This is a genomic window from Marinomonas algae (assembly GCF_047525555.1).
Lineage (GTDB): Bacteria > Pseudomonadota > Gammaproteobacteria > Pseudomonadales > Marinomonadaceae > Marinomonas.
Genome location: NZ_JBLIXK010000007.1, coordinates 82083 through 101837, shown reverse-complemented (window position 1 = coordinate 101837; position 19755 = coordinate 82083). Strand labels below are relative to the sequence as shown.

At 41.9% G+C, this 19755-nt stretch carries 22 protein-coding genes; 7 read left to right on the top strand and 15 right to left on the bottom strand.

The window, feature by feature from the left end:
- Positions 1-267 precede the first annotated feature (267 nt).
- The 10 genes from ACMUMQ_RS11150 to ACMUMQ_RS11105 form a co-directional block, all read right to left on the bottom strand.
- The gene (locus tag ACMUMQ_RS11150; protein ID WP_414682065.1) at positions 268-1053 is read right to left on the bottom strand and encodes a class II glutamine amidotransferase; all 786 of its coding nucleotides are present in this window, start codon (positions 1051-1053) and stop codon (positions 268-270) included.
- Positions 1046-2926, bottom strand: coding sequence for a VWA domain-containing protein (locus ACMUMQ_RS11145; protein ID WP_414682064.1), 1881 nt, complete (start codon positions 2924-2926; stop codon positions 1046-1048). Before ACMUMQ_RS11145 ends, ACMUMQ_RS11150 begins: the two co-directional genes overlap by 8 nt.
- A 50-nt stretch (positions 2927-2976) precedes the next feature.
- Positions 2977-3456 (bottom strand): YcgN family cysteine cluster protein, encoded by a 480-nt coding sequence (locus tag ACMUMQ_RS11140; RefSeq protein ID WP_414682063.1) that lies wholly within the window; start codon positions 3454-3456, stop codon positions 2977-2979.
- Between the two features lie 34 nt (positions 3457-3490).
- A complete protein-coding gene (locus ACMUMQ_RS11135) occupies positions 3491-3784 on the bottom strand; it encodes a YcgL domain-containing protein (protein ID WP_414682062.1) in 294 nt (97 codons plus the stop codon).
- Positions 3785-3811: 27 nt separating this feature from the next.
- Entirely contained in the window at positions 3812-4954 is a 1143-nt protein-coding gene (gene rnd, locus ACMUMQ_RS11130) for a ribonuclease D (protein ID WP_414682061.1), read from the bottom strand.
- 1 nt (position 4955) lies between these two features.
- Complete coding sequence (gene recR / locus ACMUMQ_RS11125) at positions 4956-5549, bottom strand: recombination mediator RecR (RefSeq protein WP_414682060.1); 594 nt, start codon at positions 5547-5549, stop codon at positions 4956-4958.
- 9 nt (positions 5550-5558) lie between these two features.
- Positions 5559-5885, bottom strand: coding sequence for a YbaB/EbfC family nucleoid-associated protein (locus tag ACMUMQ_RS11120; RefSeq protein WP_317004130.1), 327 nt, complete (start codon positions 5883-5885; stop codon positions 5559-5561).
- Between the two features lie 14 nt (positions 5886-5899).
- The gene (gene dnaX, locus ACMUMQ_RS11115) at positions 5900-8125 is read right to left on the bottom strand and encodes a DNA polymerase III subunit gamma/tau (protein WP_414682059.1); all 2226 of its coding nucleotides are present in this window, start codon (positions 8123-8125) and stop codon (positions 5900-5902) included.
- A gap of 181 nt (positions 8126-8306) precedes the next feature.
- Entirely contained in the window at positions 8307-9302 is a 996-nt protein-coding gene (gene trhO, locus ACMUMQ_RS11110) for an oxygen-dependent tRNA uridine(34) hydroxylase TrhO (protein WP_414682058.1), read from the bottom strand.
- A 136-nt stretch (positions 9303-9438) separates the two neighbouring features.
- Positions 9439-10131 (bottom strand): 2OG-Fe(II) oxygenase, encoded by a 693-nt coding sequence (locus ACMUMQ_RS11105; RefSeq protein ID WP_414682057.1) that lies wholly within the window; start codon positions 10129-10131, stop codon positions 9439-9441.
- Positions 10132-10221: 90 nt separating this feature from the next.
- Between ACMUMQ_RS11105 and radD the strand changes: the two genes are divergently transcribed.
- Positions 10222-11979 (top strand): DNA repair helicase RadD, encoded by a 1758-nt coding sequence (radD, locus tag ACMUMQ_RS11100; RefSeq protein ID WP_414682056.1) that lies wholly within the window; start codon positions 10222-10224, stop codon positions 11977-11979.
- Here radD and ACMUMQ_RS11095 read toward each other — a convergent pair.
- Positions 11972-12571: a TetR/AcrR family transcriptional regulator gene (locus ACMUMQ_RS11095; protein ID WP_414682055.1), complete on the bottom strand. Its 600-nt coding sequence runs from the start codon at positions 12569-12571 to the stop codon at positions 11972-11974. The two genes, radD and ACMUMQ_RS11095, sit on opposite strands and share 8 nt — an antisense overlap.
- 85 nt (positions 12572-12656) lie before the next feature.
- On the bottom strand, positions 12657-13421 hold the full coding sequence (locus ACMUMQ_RS11090; RefSeq protein ID WP_414682054.1) for a DUF1499 domain-containing protein: 765 nt from the start codon (positions 13419-13421) through the stop codon (positions 12657-12659).
- Positions 13422-13711: 290 nt separating this feature from the next.
- Here ACMUMQ_RS11090 and ACMUMQ_RS11085 point away from each other — a divergent pair, with 290 nt between their 5' ends.
- The gene (locus ACMUMQ_RS11085) at positions 13712-14413 is read left to right on the top strand and encodes a tRNA-uridine aminocarboxypropyltransferase (protein ID WP_414682053.1); all 702 of its coding nucleotides are present in this window, start codon (positions 13712-13714) and stop codon (positions 14411-14413) included.
- 47 nt (positions 14414-14460) lie between these two features.
- Here ACMUMQ_RS11085 and ACMUMQ_RS11080 read toward each other — a convergent pair whose 3' ends face one another.
- A complete protein-coding gene (locus ACMUMQ_RS11080; RefSeq protein ID WP_414682052.1) occupies positions 14461-14943 on the bottom strand; it encodes a DUF2947 family protein in 483 nt (160 codons plus the stop codon).
- A 143-nt stretch (positions 14944-15086) separates the two neighbouring features.
- On the opposite strand from ACMUMQ_RS11080, the gene ACMUMQ_RS11075 reads away from it, so the two are divergent.
- Both ACMUMQ_RS11075 and ACMUMQ_RS11070 read left to right on the top strand, forming a co-directional pair.
- Positions 15087-15278, top strand: coding sequence for a hypothetical protein (locus ACMUMQ_RS11075; RefSeq protein ID WP_414682051.1), 192 nt, complete (start codon positions 15087-15089; stop codon positions 15276-15278).
- 138 nt (positions 15279-15416) lie between these two features.
- Positions 15417-16064: an HAD family hydrolase gene (locus ACMUMQ_RS11070; RefSeq protein ID WP_414682050.1), complete on the top strand. Its 648-nt coding sequence runs from the start codon at positions 15417-15419 to the stop codon at positions 16062-16064.
- On the opposite strand, the gene ACMUMQ_RS11065 is transcribed toward ACMUMQ_RS11070, so the two are convergent.
- The gene (locus tag ACMUMQ_RS11065) at positions 16057-17085 is read right to left on the bottom strand and encodes a nucleoid-associated protein (RefSeq protein WP_414682048.1); all 1029 of its coding nucleotides are present in this window, start codon (positions 17083-17085) and stop codon (positions 16057-16059) included. The two genes, ACMUMQ_RS11070 and ACMUMQ_RS11065, sit on opposite strands and share 8 nt — an antisense overlap.
- An 88-nt stretch (positions 17086-17173) precedes the next feature.
- Between ACMUMQ_RS11065 and ACMUMQ_RS11060 the strand changes: the two genes are divergently transcribed.
- From ACMUMQ_RS11060 to ACMUMQ_RS11050, 3 genes are all read left to right on the top strand, one after another.
- Positions 17174-17488 (top strand): hypothetical protein, encoded by a 315-nt coding sequence (locus tag ACMUMQ_RS11060; protein WP_414682047.1) that lies wholly within the window; start codon positions 17174-17176, stop codon positions 17486-17488.
- A 90-nt stretch (positions 17489-17578) separates the two neighbouring features.
- A complete protein-coding gene (locus tag ACMUMQ_RS11055; protein WP_414682046.1) occupies positions 17579-18001 on the top strand; it encodes a VOC family protein in 423 nt (140 codons plus the stop codon).
- Positions 18002-18123: 122 nt separating this feature from the next.
- Positions 18124-18747: an OmpA family protein gene (locus tag ACMUMQ_RS11050; RefSeq protein WP_414682045.1), complete on the top strand. Its 624-nt coding sequence runs from the start codon at positions 18124-18126 to the stop codon at positions 18745-18747.
- A 57-nt stretch (positions 18748-18804) separates the two neighbouring features.
- Here ACMUMQ_RS11050 and ACMUMQ_RS11045 read toward each other — a convergent pair whose 3' ends face one another.
- Positions 18805-19587 (bottom strand): SDR family NAD(P)-dependent oxidoreductase, encoded by a 783-nt coding sequence (locus ACMUMQ_RS11045; protein WP_414682110.1) that lies wholly within the window; start codon positions 19585-19587, stop codon positions 18805-18807.
- Between the last annotated feature and the right edge of the window lie 168 nt (positions 19588-19755).

Genomic DNA, 19755 nt, shown 5'->3' with positions numbered 1-19755 from the left:
AACGAGCAATTTTTGCGGCTAGGTTTTACATATACTTTATTGGACTAAAGGTAACAGTGGAAATTTTACCAATTCAAGCACTTACTATAGAAAGCGAACTTATGAACCAATATAAATCAGGAACACCAGCTGTAATTAGCCCTAAAACCATCACTAAAGCTATTAACAAAACTACAATTTAGAAAAACAACTTGTCGAAATAAATTTCGACCTACCAAAGTCAGATATTTTCAAAAACCTTCCCTTTGAACAATGGAGAAGGAGCAATCAAAGCTCCGCTTTAATCTGGCAGACAACTTCACCGCCGTCGAAGACGCAAAGCTCTCCTTCTTCCATTTGTTCCCACTTTTCATCTTGAGTCAGGGGTTGTGTGGCGATGACGGTGACGACGTCTTTGTCTGTGGTAACTTCTTTGAAGTCGATGATGACGTCTTCATCCGATAAGGTTGCTTTTTTAAAGGGTGCTCGGCGGGTGATCCAATGAAGTTTGGTGGTGCAGAAGCAATATAATTTGTCGCCGTCGGACAGCATCATATTGAAGACGCCACGGGCTTTTAGTTGCAACGCCAGTTCAGATAAAGCACCAGAGAGCATTTCTAGGGAAGGTTCATTTTCACCAAATCGCGATTGCAGTTGCTCTATGATCCAGCAAAAAGCTCGCTCTGAATCTGTGCTGCCAAGCGGGTGATGAGCTGAAACTGGCAATGCCATTGCGTCTTCAAGTTGTCCATTGTGAGCGTATGACCAGGTTTTTCCCCAAAGCAAACGACTAAAAGGATGCGTATTTAATAAACAAACCCCTCCAACATTGGCTTGGCGGATGTGACTGATAACAATGTCGCACTTTAATGAGGTGCTGCTGATGATTTCTGCCATGTCTGAATCAGCGCTTGGTCTTGGGTCATGAATCGACCAAACATCACCATCGCGGTACATGGCCATTCCCCAACCATCTTTATGTGGCCCTGTTCGGCCGCCACGGGCACGCAATCCTGAAAAACTAAAACATATATCCGTTGGCACATTCGCACTCATGCCTAATAACTCACACATCGTTTACATCATCGCCTTTTATTGATTTATTTTTCTTCGCTAGTCGTCGGTATAAGAAAATACCGCCACCGATAATAACTATGGCACCTAGGTTCAAGGCAACATACATCATCCACTCTGTTGTGGATAATCCACTTGCTTCTTCTGGTGTTGGCTCGTTTTCTAATTCTTCTGTTATCTCATCATTGGTATCTGGCAATGCGGGTTCTGTTTCACCTTCCACTTCATTCACAACGGTAATCGCAGGCGGAACAAGAATAGGCATAACATCTCGATTGGAGGACGGCACAGGTGTCACCAAAAGTCCTTGTGGCACTTCGTCTCCTAATTGAACTGTCGCAGCGTTTTCTCCTTCGCGGTCAAAGTGCCAATAAGGCGTCCAATAATCAAAACGCATTCCAGTCTGTGTCACGCCGATCAATCTGGCTCTGACTTTAGCGTGTTGATCTGCGGCAACTGGAACCACTTTTTCCCAATATCCTTGGCCAATCAGTGGCATCAGCTCTGTTTGTATGGCGCTACTCTCGTCAGTAAATTCGATCTGAACATTAGAGCGCATCACATTGAGCTTCAAATTCACAGGTTTTGCTGAAAAAGTCACCAAGTTACTGCCTGAATTCATACCTTCAAACTCAATTCCGGGATGAACTGCAAAGTATTGGGTCAATTGGCGAGAAAAGGTTTTTCCGTCAATTTCAGTGGTTAGTTCATAGTTTCCGGCTTCACGAATGCCTTCGATACTCTGTTTAAACTGGCTGTTTCTTTTAGGAATAGCATTAGAAAAAACGACGTCTTTGTTTTCTCCGTTTAGACGCGACAGAGTTTGCTTAACGCTTAGCAAGCTCAATATGTCTTCATCTTGAATCAAGATGTCTTCTTGAAACAATCCTACTGTGGAATAAATCGGTTCATTTTGAAAAACCACAGGAGCCACTTTGGTCACTTGTGCGCTCAAATCTGTAATAACTCGAATACTGCTTCGCTCCAAATCCACATTACTAACTTGCCATTCACCTGAATCAGGTTCAGTAATGGTGATCAAAGTATAATGATTGGATGCGGCAACTGAGGTATTACCGCCATTTACCAAAGACAAAATCTGCCCATTTGGTTTCAAGATGTGAGGCTGGATGCCATTTTCGTGGAAGACAACCAGTGTTAACTCTTCAATCGCATCGTCTACAAGGAAACGGTTACCATCAAATGGCAATTCATCAGAAGGCGCTGCTTGCGTAAAAATACGGTCGAATGTGTCTAATAAATCTTCAGGAATCGCTACTTCCGTGTGTGTTGCGTCTGTTCTAAGAGAGAGTGTTTCGAGCAGCTCTTTGTCCGTATAACCTGTCATGGAAATGGTATGAAGATGAATCCCTTGTGACTCTAGCTCACTGGTTAATTCATTTAAAATACGATTACGAGAGGCTTGGTTAATCGCATCATCAAGGCTGATATCCACCATGCCGTCTGTCACAAGAATCCAATGCTGATTAAAACCTGGCTCAAGGTCGTTGCTGCTTGGTGTTTCTAACAATACTTTGATAATGGATTCTAAATCAGTTTGAACGTCTTGCGTCACATAGCTATCAACATAGCTAGCCAGTTTCGCCTTGGTGCTTTTATTGACAACAGATTCAGGTAATAAAACACGAGGAGCTTCACCAAATAGCCAAATTCCCAGTGTGGCTTCTTCTTCGGGAGCAAGGTTGGAAATAAGGCGCAAGGCTTCTGAGGTAAGTTTGTCTGGATCGCTGATAAGCATGCTGCCAGAGGCATCAACAATGACACGGAATTGCGTATCAGCCTGACTGATGGGAGCCCAAAACAATAAGGCCGCGGAGAAAAACAACACAGTATTTACTTTCAACCACTTCACGTTTGCGAACTCCTTGAACTACTTTGCTGACATTAGCGACCACTGTTGATTTAGGTTAGATCATAAGGCTCCGGCATGCCATGAACCCATTTTATAATATAGGTGTCCCATTCCTCTTCTTCGACCGTGTTTTCATTCACCGCGTAGTGTTGAACAGTTAAACCTTGGCGAAGCATTTCTTTGCCGTTACCAACAACCAAAGGGTGCCAGTTCGGTAACTCTTTCGTTTCATGTAATACTCGGTAACTGCAGGTATCTGGCAGCCACTGAAATTCGTCAATCTTATCTGGCGTCAGTGTAATACAACCCGGCACTTTAGACTGACGAGTCTCATAAACTTTACACTGGCTCGTACCAACGTCTAACTGATGACAAGAAAGCGTGGTATAAAAAATCTCGTCTGTTTCTTCATCTTGTAGCTTTTGTAAACAACACTTCCCACAGCCATCACAAATGGATTCCCACTCATCTGGAGACATATTCTCCAGTGGTGTAGTTTTCCAAAATGGCTCAAAACGCTTTGCAATCATAATGTCTAATAACCGTCGTTTTTAGCAAGTACTGTTAGTAAACAGATTCTGTGGGTGTTTTATACAAGTCTAGCAAGTAGTCGTCTTTCGCTGGAGGCATTTGCAAATAGAAGCCTTTTTCGCGAATCGCCTCAGTGACCTTTTCCGGTGTCGTTCTTGCAAGCTTACTTTCGCTCGTCAACAACATGGTCATAGCGCTTACACCTTTACCAAAGCGCGCCATCAAGTCTTCTGGGATGTCTTTCAAGCCGACCTTTTTTTCAACGTATAGATACATTCCGTCATGCTTTGAAGAACGAAAAACTTCTACTATTAAATGCTGTTTCATAATTTACTCTAGGCGGTTTACGCCATGTTAGGGCTTTTTAAATTGTTCTAATATTGGATTGATAATTGTATCCCGTCGCCAGCCTGTCATCGCTGGATTCGTCCAATCCATTGCACTGCCATCAAATAAATGACGAACCAAAGGGTCTAGTAATTTGCGCTTTAGCATGGCTTCTGGTGCGATTTGTAATTCTGCTGCTCGCTCACGAACGAAGGCTTTAATCTTCTTGCTTAACTCACCCGTTTGAGAAGGCAAAGGCATTTCCAATGGCAATTGGTATTCGTCTTCTGACAGCTCTTTTACCAAAGCAACATTTTGCAAAATAACATCGCCGTATAAACGATGTTGTCGCCCAGTTAGCTCTTCCGCTTCCGAAATGGCTTTATGGTGAGTCGGCAAAATTTTAGATAACGACCATAATGTGCGATCTTTCAGAATCTGTCCTTTCGGCACATCTTCTTTTCGAGCTTGCTCATCTCGCCAGATAAACAATAAACGCAACAAAGTTAGCCCTTCAGGAGACAAACGCCATGCTGTCTTCACATTCGACCAATTTTGTTCTGGATCAGAATTCATCTTGTATTGCCATTTCAACGACTCACCGTCTTCAATGGCCCACTCAAGCATATTCTTCTCTTGTAAACGGGCAATTTGCAAAGGATACACCTTGGCCAAATACACCACATCCAAAGCAGCGTAACGCTTTTGAGCATCGGTTAATGGGCGTTGAGTCCAGTCGGAGCGAGTTTCGTCTTTCGCTACTTCAATCTGTAAATATTCATGAATTAGCTTCACATAACTCAAAGACCATTGACCGCTTGCGTAAGCTTCACCAATTTGCGTATCGTAAAAAGGCATAGGTAAAACGCCTAACAAGCGGTCGAATACATCCAAGTCTTCCGAACAAGCATGGAACACTTTCATGACATCTGGGTTGACCATCAAGGCTTTCAATGGCGCCCATTCATCAATGTTTAAAGGATCAATCAGTACGGCTTTGTCGCCTTCACTGATTTGAATAAGCCCTGTAATGGGGAAATAAGTGGAACGTCGAATGAACTCAGTATCAACGGCAATAACGGGGAGTTGCGCCCAATAGTCACACCAGCTCAATAGAGATTCGTTATCCGCTACCCAAATAATATTCAGAGCATCATCTTGATCATTCATACTAAAGTGTTTTCCGTCCCTCTAGCGCTAACGCCAGAGTGTTTCCATCAACGTATTCCAACTCGCCACCCATAGGCACGCCATGAGCAATACGACTCACGTTGATGTTCAATGTTTTTAGTTTCTCAGCAATATAATGGCAAGTCGCCTCACCTTCTACCGTTGAGTTGGTGGCAATAATCACTTCTTCTACTTTGTTGTGTTGAACCAAAGCTTCCAAGCGATCCAAGCCTAATTCTTCTGGGCCAATGCCATCAATCGGAGACAAATGCCCTAGCAAAACGAAATAACGCCCTGAAAAACTACCCGCCGATTCAATCGCTATGACATCTGCAGGGGTTTCAACAATACAAAGGCGTGTCGCATCTCGTTCTGTGTCCTGACAAATCTGACATTCCGTTTCTTCTGTCAATGTGCGACAGCTTGAGCAACGCCCGACTTTATCGAGCGCTTCTCGTAATGCTTCTGCCAGTCTGTCTGCCCCTTGATGATCACGTTCCAATAAATACAGCGCCATTTTCTGAGCCGATCTAGGCCCAACACCTGGCAAACAGCGCAATGATTCAATCAGTTCTTTAATTAAGGGACTAAACAAAGCAAACTCCTAGAAAGGCATTTTGAAGCCTGGTGGCAAAGACATACCTGCTGTCGCTGCTGCCATTTTTTCTTTCTGACCAACTTCAATGTTGCGTACAGCATCGTTTACCGCAGCAGCAATTAAGTCTTCTAGCATTTCTTTATCGTCTTCAAACAAAGAATCATCGATAGAAACACGTTTTACATCATGACGACCTGTCATCACGATTTTAACAAGACCTGCACCGGCTTGGCCTTCCACTTCCATATTGGCAACTTCTTCTTGCGCCTTCTGCATGTTTTCTTGCATCTGCTGCGCTTGGCGCATCATGTTACCCATACCACCTTTAAACATAACTTTCTCTCCAATTAAGCTTTAACTTTTACAGTATCATAAACCAATTGTGCGCCCATCGTTGTCGATAAAGCCTGCACAACTGGGTGTGAATTCAAATGTTCTATTGCAACTTGTAAGGCTTCTGCCCGTTTGCTCGCTGCAAATTCTTCTGCCGTAACGCCTGTTGTATCTTCAACTGTATCGATAATCAAAGGTACGTTCATAGCGAAGAAATCGCCCAAAGCACCTTGAATTTGCTCGTAACGTGTTTGATTCAACATATGCCCATATTCCAGTGGCACTTCTAAACGAACGCCATGATCGCTTGCATCCACTAAACTGGAATTCATTAATATATTCTGTACCAATCCAGTTAAAGGTAAACGCGGCGCCACCAGCCACCAGAGTTTCATGGTTAACTCATTATAATGGTTCAATTCTGGCAGTGGCATTCCCAATGCAGGCTGAGCTATTGTATCTGGCACTTTTGACAGACGTAAGTCAGGCCCGTTGTTCTCTTGTTGGGTTTTCTCTTCAATCGTTTCAAGTGGATCAGCACTTAAAGCATCAACCAATTCCGCTGCAGGATTATAAGGGTCTACAACATCTGCAATGGCTCTTTCTTCTGCTTCTTCCTCATCTTCATCGTCAAGATCTTGAGGCTCTTCCGCAAACGCATCTTCTTTTACAACGAAAGGTTTGACCGTTTCTGGAGCCGCTTGTTCAACTAATTCAGCGGAGTTCGGCTCTTCGTTAAGTTCTTCTGTTGGCCCTAAAGATTCGCTTTGAGCATGTTCAACAGGTTGAGTTATTTCTTCTTCAGCAATTTCCTCTGAAGGCTCAACATGCACTTCTGGCGTTTCAGGCTCTACTGACACTTCTGGTTCTTCTGTGAACTCAGAGTCACTATTTACAACTTCTGATTCTTCAGGCGCCTCTTCCCAAGGCGGGCGAGCTTCTGGCGATAATTCAACAGGCTTGCTAGTTTCTACAGCGGCTTCATCTGATTCTTCTAATTGAGTAGGCGTTTCTACCTCAATTTGCGCTGTTTTTTTTTCTACTTCGCTGCTTGTTGTTTCAGGTTTTTCTGAATAAGTCGGAGCCGCTTCGTCTGCCGTAGGCGCACTAACAACAGAAACAGCCGACATATCATGGCTGACCGTCATAGGCGGTGCAGGACGAAACGCAATCAGCCTTAACATAAGCATTTCAAAACCTGCACGAACCGAATGAGCAAGATGCAAGTCACGGCGACCAATGAGCAAGCTTTGATACATAACCTGTATCTCTTCAGAACTCACATTTTGAGCTATGGCTTTGATTCGAGACAAATCCCCTAGCTGATCCAATAACGCACCTGGCACTTGCTGCTCAATCGCGACACGGTGCAAACACTCTAATAAGCTGCCACAAATCGCCGTAAAATCTGGTTGATAATCCGCCAATTGTTCGATTCGAGATAAAACATCGGCGGCATTTTTAGATGCCACACTTTCTAATAAATCCAATATTTGAGTTTGGTTCACCAAGCCAAGCATGGACGTCACGCCAGATTCAGAAATGCTGCCATTACCAAAAGCAATCGCTTGATCCGTCAAACTTAACGCATCACGCATACTGCCATTGGCAGCTTGACCAATTTGCCACAACGCGGGTTGGTCAAACGTCACTTGCTCTGTTGTCAAAACCGTTTGCAGATAATCCACTACCCGTTGCGGCGACATATTTTTCAAATTGAACTGCAAACAACGAGATAAAATAGTGACAGGAAGTTTTTGCGGATCGGTTGTCGCTAATAAGAATTTAACGTGCGCTGGTGGCTCTTCCAATGTTTTCAGCAAAGCATTGAAAGAATGCGTCGACAGCATGTGGACTTCGTCTATTAGATAAACCTTGAAGCGGCCGCGAGTCGGTGCGTATTGAACGTTTTCCAATAACTCTCGTGTGTCTTCAACCTTGGTACGAGAAGCCGCATCGACCTCAATCAAGTCAACAAATCGACCTTCGACTATTTCGCGACAACTGTCACAGGTCCCACAAGGTTCTGGAGAAATTCCATTGGTTTCACAGTTTAAGCATTTGGCAAAAATACGTGCAATAGTGGTTTTACCGACACCACGAGTTCCAGTAAACAAATACGCGTGATGCAAACGCTGTTGACGCAACGCATTCACCAACGCCTGAAGTACGTGATCTTGCCCTGCCATTTCTAGGAAGGTTTGCGGGCGCCATTTGCGTGCTAAAACTTGATAACTCATGATGGATTCTGGCTAATAAAAAGCGATTTTTTATTGTACGGTAGTCGGAGCAATTTCGAAACCACTCTTCGTATCTTGTGTGGTATGTATTCAGAGGAAATTACAAAAAAATTCACTATAAAGATCAATAGTTTGGATTTAAACCAAAATCGCCCGACAAGGTCGAGCGATTTTTTAAGGGCTAGTTTGCTTTCGCTTCACGTATCTTACGCTGGCGCTCTTTTTCTAGCGCTTTTTCTAAGCGATGCTTTTCTACCGCACTCAAAACTTCTGCTCCGATGTGCTCTTCACCGCGGGAGCGAGCCAGTTGCACTTGGCGCTCGCGTTCAACAAAACGCTGACGCTGCTCGTCGGTGAATTTATCAAAGCAATGAACGCAGCTAACACCTTGTGTGTAACGCTCGTCTTGCTTTTCTTCTTCAGTGATTGGCATACGGCAAGCGTGACATTGGTCGTATTCGCCTTTTTCTAAATCGTGGTTCACAGATACTCGGTTATCAAAAACAAAGCACTCGCCTTCCCACATGGTTTCTTCTTTTGGCACTTCTTCTAAGTATTTTAGAATACCGCCTTCAAGGTGATAAACCTCTTCAAAACCTTGTTCAAGCATATAAGCAGTGGATTTTTCACAGCGAATACCGCCAGTACAAAACATAGCCACTTTCTTTTGCTTTTTCGGGTCCATGTTTTCTTTAACGTAACCAGGGAATTCACGGAAGGTTTCAGTTTTTGGATTAACAGCGTTTTTGAATGTACCAATTTGCACTTCGTAATCGTTACGCGTATCAACCAAAACCACATCAGGATCAGAAATAAGATCGTTCCAGTCTTTCGGTTTCACATAAGTTCCAACCACGCGTTTTGGGTCAATACCTTCAACGCCCATGGTCACGATTTCTTTCTTCAATTTAACCTTTGTTCGATAGAAAGGCATGTCTTCGTCGTAAGACTCTTTCGACACAATATTGTCTAAACCAGGTTGTTTATCTAACCAAGCCAGCAAGGTATCAATACCTTCACGAGAACCCGCCACTGTTCCATTAATGCCTTCGCTCGCAAGCAACAAGGTGCCACGAATACCATTATCTTCTAATGTTTTCTGTAATGGTTCACGAATGGATTCAAAATTAGGTAGGTCAACAAATTTATAAAGGGCACAAACAACAACTTTCGACATTTTCTATCTCCTATGCGATCTGGAACGTAAAACCAGAGCAATTAAACAAGGCGCGCATTATAGAGATTTATAAGGTATTTTTCGAGGCTGTTTTGACAAAAAATGCCCTTTTCATCATAAGATCAAAAACATGACCCTACTGATCTGGATCGAGGCTTTTCCCTGTGGTGTTATTAACTCGAAACCAACCCGCAATACTGTGCCGAGTTCGATGCGCCACAACCACTTCATGATAAAAGCATTCACTTAGAAATATTGCCAAACGACCCTTTTTAGGAAAAAAACGGCCCACTTCGATGTCGGGATTATGCTCATCGTAAATCACCAATTCACCGCCGTCACCTTCTTGCCAATCTTCATTCAAATACAAAACAGTAGACAAAACTCGGTTACTTTCGCCTTTGAAAGCGTCCACGTGTTTCTCATAAAAAGCGCCTTTTTCATAACGGGCAAAATGGGCTTCATAATCAAATAAGCCAATAAAAAGGTGGCGATTTAACGCCACGCGCAAGCTTTCCATTACTTTCAAGAAGTCGGTTCTGATCGGTTTATCAGGGTCAATCCATTGAATGTAATCACGTCGAGCGTCTTGCAATATTTGGTGATCTTGCTTGCGCCCAACACCTGCCAACTGCATTTGAACATTTTCAATGTTTTCCGCCTCATCGACTAACGCCTGAGTAAAATCCGCAGAAAAGAAGTTATCCTGAATACTCCAACCTTTGGTTCTCAAATCCATTAAGAGATTTGCAAAAGGCTCTTCTCGACTAAATACCGAAATAGAGTTTTCTACATAAAGTTTTTTTACTGACCAAGTGTCGACAGGCATAGATAGATTAATCACTTCTAAAAGGGCAAAATTAACAAGACGGTTATATTACTTTAGCTCCTCATTTAACACACTAAGATTTCAACACTTATGACTCAGCCTTTTGTATTACGGGATTATCAAAGCCAAGCGGTCGAATCCTCTCTTGCTCATTTTCGTAATACAGACGACCCAGCCGTCATTGTTTTGCCTACCGGCGCGGGTAAGAGCTTAGTAATTGCTGAGTTGAGTCGATTAGCCAAAGGCCGTGTTCTTTGTCTTGCCCATGTCAAAGAGCTAGTAGAACAAAATCACGCCAAATTTTTAGCAACAGGGTTTTCTGCGGGAATTTTCTCTGCCGGCTTGAACCAGAAAAGCAGTACAGAAAAAACCACCTTCGCCAGCATTCAATCTATCGCCGCAAATCTAGAGAACTTCCAAGAAGCCATGAGCTTAATCATTATTGATGAGTGCCATCGAGTTGGTATGGAAGAAAGCGGCCAATACAACAAAACACTGGCGCATTTTCGGGCTCTCAACCCCAATGTGAAAATTCTAGGGCTGACTGCAACACCTTATCGCTTAGGCTCTGGTTGGATCTATAAAAATCATTATCATGGCTATACTCGTCAATGCTCTAACAGTATTTTCAAAAAATGTATTTTTGAATTACCGCTCCAGCACATGGTGAAAAATGGCTATTTAACGCCACCGATTCATTATGATGCTGCCGTTGCTCATTATGACTTTAGCCTTTTAACCGAAAGCCTAGATGGCGAACAAAACACAGATGACATTGCGCTCAATGAACTAATCCACAAACACCCCAGAGTCACGCAAGCAGTAACAGAGCAAATCATTCAACTTAGTCAAAACAGGCAAGGTGTGATGATTTTTGCCGCCACTATCGACCACGCGAAAGAAATCGTCGGTTACTTGCCAGCAGATGAAACCGCTTTAATCACAGGCAAAACGAAACTCAAAGAAAGAGATGCTTTAATTGAGGCGTTTAAAGCAAAGAAGATCAAATATCTTGTTAACGTTTCTGTTCTGACCACTGGGTTTGATGCACCTCATGTGGATGTCATCGCCATTCTACGACCAACACAATCCATTAGCTTATTTCAGCAGATTGTCGGTCGAGGGTTAAGGTTGAGCCCTGGAAAAAAAGACTGCTTGGTATTGGATTACACCAACAATGGCTACAACATATTTCAACCTGAAATTGGCGAGAAGAAACCAACACAAGACTCTGTCGCTGTGCAGATTCATTGCCCTGCGTGTGATTTCGCAAATACATTTTGGGGAAGAAAGGACGCAGAAGGAAACATCCTTGAACATTTCGGTCGCCGTTGCCACGGATTAATTGATTTGCCGGATGGCGAAGAACAATGCACATATCGCTTTCGCTTTAAACGCTGCCCGCACTGCAATGAAGAAAATGACATTGCCGCTCGACAGTGCCAACATTGCGCAGAAAAACTCATTGATCCAGATGATCTATTAAGAAGCGCGTTAAACTTAAAAAACAATAAAGTATTACGCTGCGCAGACATTACGCCAGAAATAATATGGAAGGAAAAAAGCCTTAAAATAACCTATCACGACGAAGATGGGCTGACACTTTCCGAAACCTTTCGTTTCAACTATAAAAAAGCGCGCCAGTCGTTCAATGATCTGTTCAGTAGAAGAATCGCCAATGGCAGCCAATCTATTCAATTCGATACATTAGAAGAAGTAGAAAGATTTTTACCCTACCTGCCCGCTCCAGACTTCGTTATCGCCAAAAAGCAAAAGCAGTATTGGCAAGTAACAGAACGCTTATTTGATTATCAAGGCCCCTATCGAAAAGCCAATGAGCTTAATTAGCAGATGATTTTCGACTTTTAAGGGCATTTCGATAAGACATTTCAAAGGGCAAATTTAGGCGTTTTAGTTGATCGATAGCATGCTTCCCTAACTCCCCTTTTGGCACGCCGTTTAATAAAATATGCCAGTAGTTCGCAATCATATTGTCACTAAAAATAGCGGCCGTTTGCTCATCTACGCCAACTTGCTTAAAGCGTTTACTGATGCCTTCTGAAATCACCATCATTTGGCTCGTATGAAAACCGCCTTTCGCCAAGCTATCCAATAGAACTAGCCTTGTAAACTCAGCGTATTCATCATAAAACTCAAATAACATTTGGGCCGTTTGAAGCAAATAATCAATCGGTGAAGCGCAAGCTTTTTGCGCCACTACAGCTTCTCGCAAAGCCGCATCCATTTCATCGAAGAAAATATCTTTTACTAGGGAGAGTTTATCTGGAAAGTGAACAAACAAAGTGCCGACCGCAATACCGGCTTGAGTACTTAAATAGCGTGTACTCGTAGCTTCTATACCTTGTTTTAAGAAAGCATCTTTAGCAACCGCTTTGATTTTAGATCGTGTATTGGCTTTTTGCTGTTGACGAAGACTCACCTATCTCTCTCCCTTATACTGAATACTTAGAGAGTCTAGCTTGTCTTATTTTTAATGACGAGAGTTTTCAATAATCCTAGATAAATTATCGAACAGAACTCATTTTGGGCATGAAGGATTTGTTAAGGGATTCAGATAAGTCTTTCATAAAGTCGCGAATTCGTTCTGCATTTACGCCAAAATCACCGCCACCTGTTCTGGAACTGGAACGCATGTCCACACGAACTTGATCATCTTCGACCTGCATAACTCGAATAACAACATCATCACGGAAGCCAAAGACAGGCGTTCGAGCAGTCGCTTCAATAACACCGACTTGAGAATAGTTAGCCACGACTTCCCAATCTCTTTTTTCCACAAGCTCAGAAATGGCTAAGTAAACATTTGCTTTATCGAGGTGCGTAAATAAAGGCTGTATTTCGGGATAATATTTGTGCTGAATAGAGGCAAAACCTTCATTGTAGCTAACATCATTTTCTTTCGTCTTACGAATAAAACTGACATTCATGTACGAAGGCGGCGTATCTATGTCTGTCGTAATATCATTAATCTTTGGCAACCCTGACTTCTGTACGTAAAACACAATCCACATTGAGCTATAAACAAGTGAAACTGTCAGTACCAAAATGAAAAAACGCTGACCCGCAATATTATTTTCTTTCCGGCACACCCCTAATGAACCAATTGCTAAAACAGACAAAATCAAAGAGGCAAAAACACTTTCCCTTAACATGGTGAAGCCAGTCGAAGGCTCAAAAAGCCCAACTCGCACACCTGCAATGGAAATAAATGCCATACATCCTACAAGCATTAGAAGGATATACAGCACCGGAGAGATATAACGACTCATAAATAACTCATAGTGCAAAAATAATATTGAACACAATATCGCGTGTTGCAGCCAACGAACAGGAGTAAAGGGGAGGTTTCTACTCATTCCTTTGTATTTGCATATTTTTGGTCAAGATTACGTTAAACACCTAATACTTAAACGTAATTTTTCAAAATTCGGCTACCCAATATGTTTTAATAAGAGTAACCGAGTTTTGTAGAGGTTTAAGAGATAATCCCAATAATATCGACCGTCAACTTACACTCTACTTCTTCAACTATTAGACCTATTAAGCAAGCATCAAATTCATGGTATCCAACCTTAAACCACATTGTGTCGACATTCTTCGCGAGCGATGCAAACAAGAATCCATGAGACCTTTCCAAGCAAGAGGATCAAATCTTGTTCGGTGTCCACATTGCTTGATGTCTGAAGATGCATGCTTTTGCCATTTAAGAAATACTGGCTCTTCACCTGTCGAATTTATCTTACTGTTTCACCGAGATGAGATTCACAAACCCACCAATAGCGGGCGACTGATCGCAGATTTATTCCCAGATGATACAAAAGCCTATATCTGGAGTCGTACGGAGCCATCGGAGTCTTTGCTTGAACACCTCAATAAAGTACAAGGAAGCTGCACCATTCTTTTTCCAAATACTGATACAGCGAAAGCTCAAGAAAGAGAACTCAGAACCGTTGCGCCTTTAAGCAACGCAACACAAAAGCACACTTTTATCATTCTGGATGGTACATGGAAGCAGGCCAGCAAAATGTTTCACCAGAGTGAATGGCTAAAGCATATTCCACACTTTGAAGTGAGCAGTGAGGCAAAACGCTCTTTTCTTGTGAGACATTCTAGCCACAAAATGCAATTTGCAACGGCTGAAGTCACCGCAATGCTCTTAGACACACTCGGCCACTTAGAACAAAGCCAAAAGCTGCTTCACTACTACCAAGCTTTTAATAAACGGTGTCTTAATAGCCGCAGACGATACGAAGCGCCATAAAACAGCACTCAAAAATGAAAGAAAATTACAGAATAGAAAAACACGAGTTAAGACGTTCTCAATAACAAATTCACCCATCCATTAGAGTGAAACTGTGCTGCCTGTTTCTTCTTTTTTCCAACCAAAACAGGACCATTATCAAGAAACAAGAATGCCTTCCATGTTCGTTTAAAAACGCTCCATGAAAGCTCAAATACTAATTCATTGTGGCAGCAAAAAAAGACGGTTGTATCCTCTCCCCAATTCGCAAAATGCGTCAGTAATTCCTCTGGTAATTCCACTTGCTCACTGTCCCACGACTTTTCCCATTGAGCCTTTATTAACGAAGCTTTGGAGGACTCTGACGCCAACCAATCTTGGTCTGTAAAATGATCTGGATGAAGTTGATCAGAGCTAATGTAATCCCGCCAAATTTGACCCGCTCTCTGCTCACTTAATAGATGAATTTTATCCAAATCGTCTTTTTCAACTTTTGGATCATTGCGTTTAAAAATCCAACTTTTTGAAAAGCTTTCTAATGGTTGATACAAGCTGATTTCCTTAACAAATTCTAATGATGAAAAAAACTAACCTTAAGCGTGAAAAAGGATCGTTTGCCGAATATCACGAGTCTATTTAATATTGAAAACGTTGTAATAAAACAACATTTTAATAAACCAAACAGGAGAATATCATGGACTCTCAAGAACAATATGAAGCACTTTTAGCAAAATGGGGCTTTGAAGACACTGGTGCTGCTGACTATGCTCGCCGTCAAAAGCGTGCTCGCCAAGTAAAAGCGGTTGTTGCTTTCTTTAAAACAACAGTAAGCGCTATTAAAAAGACCAGCGATCGCCCACAACACCTAAGCCAAGCAAACCTGTAATTCCATAGATACAGTCTATAATTATATCGTAAATCACGACTTTAAAGGGGAGAAAAATAATAAAACTCCCTCCCTTTCCTTTCTTAAACATCTTCAAATTCGTTATGATCTGAATTCACTCACAACGAAGTTTATTTTATGCCTCATTCCTATAAAGCAATCATTTTTGACTGCGACGGCGTCATTGTTGACACAGAAACCATGTCTAACAATATTTACACCTCAATGCTGCGCGAACAAGGTTTGGATATAGACAAAAAGACACTTCTCGAGCAATTTACAGGCTTTACAAACCAAGAAACCATGCGTAACGCAGAAAGACTACTCGGCCGTGCTTTACCTGAAAACTTTGATCAAGAATATCGTGAACAATTCCACCAAATGATCATGACTCAACTTGAGCCCATTTCAGGAGTCAGAGAACTACTTCAGAAAATACCCACTCCAATTGCGATGGCAACCAATGCTCGACGCCTTGAAATGGATTTAAAGCTAAACAAAATACAACTAACTGACACCTTCTCCGTTCGATTTTGTGTAGAAGACGTTAAGCACGGAAAGCCTGCGCCAGATTTATATTTAAAAGCAGCACAAGCACTAAATGTCGCTCCTGAAGATTGCATCGTTATTGAAGACTCTGTAACTGGCATCAAAGCAGGATGCGCAGCTGGTATGAAGGTTTTCGCTTATAGTGCGGAAATGGATCAAGCAACTCAGACGGCTGCGGGTGCAACCGCCTGTTTTGATTCTATGAGTGATTTGGAAATATTGCTCGGTCTTAGTTAGAAACAGACTGCAGTTGTTTAAGCAGACTCTTAGGTAGATCCTTGATAACCAAGGTTCCTGAGTCTGCATCAAACACAACAGACTCTCCCAATAATTCACTGTCAAAACTTAAAGTCAAAGCACGAGAACTGCCCGATAAGCGAGTCAGCTTTTTTAGAGCCGCTTTCTCAACAAAAATCTCTTTCTCCATTTTAAAGCTATCTGAATCTGCAATTTCTAAAAACTTATTTGCTTGCTCGATAGAAAAACGAGACTCAACTTCAGAAGCAATCGATTTAATCTCAAGAGGCTCGCGATCTTCCGCTCTCGCCTGACAATGCTCGGAAACCACTTTTTTAAAGTCATTTGCCTGTTTAGACGGCAAGCCTTCCGATTGGCAAAACGCTGATGTTAGGTCCACTAATTTACGTGTCTCTTTTGCCGCAACTTTAGGCTCATCACAACCAATGAACTGAGTAAAATACTCACTTTCAAATTTAGGTGCACGACCAAATCGAAAAGCAATATATCGCCCCTCATCTCCCCCTTGCCAAGCGGTCAAATTGATACGCAATGCCATATGCAATTTTTCCATTTCAATTTGCTCAACTTGAGACAAGCTAAGGTCAGCACCTAGACCGATCCCCTGCTTACGCTTCAACATAACAATGTATAAAAAGTGGGTATCATGTAGCTCGTAATGGTTAAACCACAACAAACCACCACCCGCTTCTTCTACTGGCTCAAGATGCTTCAAATATTCCGCCGCACATTCTTTTGTAAACGCAGAAAAATCCAAAAATGCATTATCTTTAAAATACTTAGTAAGCAAGGCTGGAAGCTGTGCTCCTTCTTCACTCCCTTGAGGGTTGGCAAATCGCCCTGTGTTCATTCCAGAGCGATTAAATAGATTCGTCACCTGAGCAGAAAGCGCTTCAGCTTGTCCATCAACAGGGTTCTCATTAGGACGTGCAATTAATATTGCCTTACGTTCGCCTTCATGTTTTTGAATCTCATGCACAATTAAGTTGCTAATAGACACCAGCTACCTCTTACGTTTAATATGAATAATTAATGGTCAACTCTAAAACCACATCGTTTTAAAACAGGATTCACCTCAACCAAACACTATGATAAAACCTAAGACAACGAAAAAAGACACACGGAAAGAGCTTGAGTCTTTAGTAGATCAATTTATCAAAGCAAAGGGAGAGATCCAGCAAATCGACATGGGTGAGTCTGGCCTAGTTGATGGAAAGTATAACACGAGCCATATGGGCTTTAGCGAGCCAAAAAAAGAGCGCACGCCATTAAACCATGTTGTTGCCGCTTTACAGCAAAAAAAGAAACCATCCCCTCCTACGCCCTTACCCAAGAAAAAGCCGAAAAAGAAAATCATCTATGACGACTTCGGCGACCCAATCAGATGGGTTTGGGAAAAATAAGAATAAATTATTGATATTCCATAATACCTTTTTGTTGCATTCTGTAGGCTGATTAAATAGGTACACAGTTTAAGCAGATAGGAATTTATTATGTCCATAAAATACTTGCACGCTATGATCAGGACAAATAAACCAGAAGAAAGTCATACCTTTTACACCAAAGGATTAGGTTTAATAGAAACCAAACGAAAAGATAATGAAAAAGGCCAGTTCACTCTTATTTATTACGCTACAGAGCATGGCGCACCAGAGGTAGAGCTTACTCATAACTGGGGTGAACAAAGCTACTCAAATGGCGATCAATTCGGTCATTTAGCTTTCGAAGTGGATAATATTTATCAAACATGCGACCATCTTCAGTCTATGGATGTTATAATATTACGTCCACCAAGAGATGGACGCATGGCCTTTGTTAAAGATCCAAACAACATTTCCATTGAGCTACTTCAAAAAGGAGAGCCTCTTGAAATAGCTGAGCCTTGGGCTTCTATGGAGAATATTGGCAGCTGGTAGTTACATTTCATTACAATTTAGCTTTCTATACCGAACAAAGCTACAAAAAGGGGCTAGCTAGCTTGTCGGGCTTTCATTAACCTTTAATCATCAGGTTTATTTATAAAGAGTGGTAATCGATCATGAGCACTATTACAAAAGTTATTAGCTTTGGAATATTGTTTGCGTTTAGTCATTTAGCTTCAGCTGAAAGCTTGTACGCATCAAAAGTACAGCCTCGTCTTTCAGATGAAGACAGAGATGGCGTTATTGCTGCTAGGGATCTATGCCCAGATACGCCTATTGGTTCGGCGGTAGACAATAATGGTTGCCCAAGTCAAACAACTAAATTACTTTCAGTAGAATTAAATGTTTTATTTGACACTGGAAAAGCAGACATTCACCCTCGTTTTTATCCAGAATTAAAGAAGCTGGCTTCCTTCTTAAAAAGCCACCCAACAAGCACAGTTATTATTGAAGGCCATACTGACGATAGAGGCTCTGAAGAGTTAAACAAAACACTATCCCAAAAACGAGCAACAGCGATCGCAGACGTTTTAGTAGATAGCTTTAGAATTAAGCAAGAAAGAGTAAAAGGTATCGGGTATGGCGAAAGCCGACCAATCAGCGATAATGATACAGAAGCAGGTCGTGAGAAAAACCGTCGAGTTGTAGCTGAAGTGATTGCAGAACAACAATTCGCAAATAAGCGCTGGACTATTTATAGTGTCGATACTAGTGCGAATACAGCTTTAAATAATAGATAAAAAAGAAAAGAGGTACTTCCCCCTCTTTTCTACTTTATTCTTCAACCTATTCTTAAATCATGGGCACATCTGCCCACCATTAACATCAAGTATTTGCCCTGTAATGTAACCACTACAATTGTGCGAAGCAAAAAACGCAAACGATGGGGCGAGCTCTTCTGATTCAGCGAAACGCCCAAAAGCGATACTTCCAGCAATTTTATCTTTTAACTCATCACTTTTATCGGCATGAAATAGCGTATCAACTGTACCTGGCGATACAATATTGAATCGGATGCCATCTTTTGTATATTCCTTAACCCAGTTTCGATGAATATTATGCAACCATGCTTTTGAGGCTGCATAAACTCCAGCTCCTAAGCCGCCACCTTCTCGCCCCGCAATGGACCCGGTACTAATTACACATGCCGTCTTACCGGATTCTGCAGCTGAAGCCCGCAAATATGGAATGGAATATTTTGTTGTCATCAATACAGAGCGGGCATTTAAGTCCATTACATGATCGTAAAAGTCATCATCCATCAACTCCAGACTCGAACGACCACCTAAGCCACCAGCATTATTAATCAGCACATCCATTCCACCAAACTTACCAATAAACGATTCGACCATTTTTTTACATTCAGTACTTTTGGTTAAATCTGCAGGGATGAAAAAAACACTATCAGCCTTACCTAATGCCATTAGCTCATTTATCGCTTTATCTGCAGCAGCATTTTGAGAGCGACTATTAATAGCAACCTTCGCTCCAGACTGTACAAACAATTTAGCCACAGCCAAACCAATACCGGCCGTTGAACCCGTTACCAACACTCTTTTTCCAGCTAAGTCACTAAACATCACCTTCTCCTTTTTCCAACAATAGTATGAATATAAAATGTACAGCGCACCTTTTACAAGCAGCCTTCCCAGAGAAGACCCAACAAGATAAAGAAAAAAAATTACAGTTAACAAGTCGAAAATATAGGAAATAAGCCAATTTTCAGTTCAACTTTCTTTAAATTCATA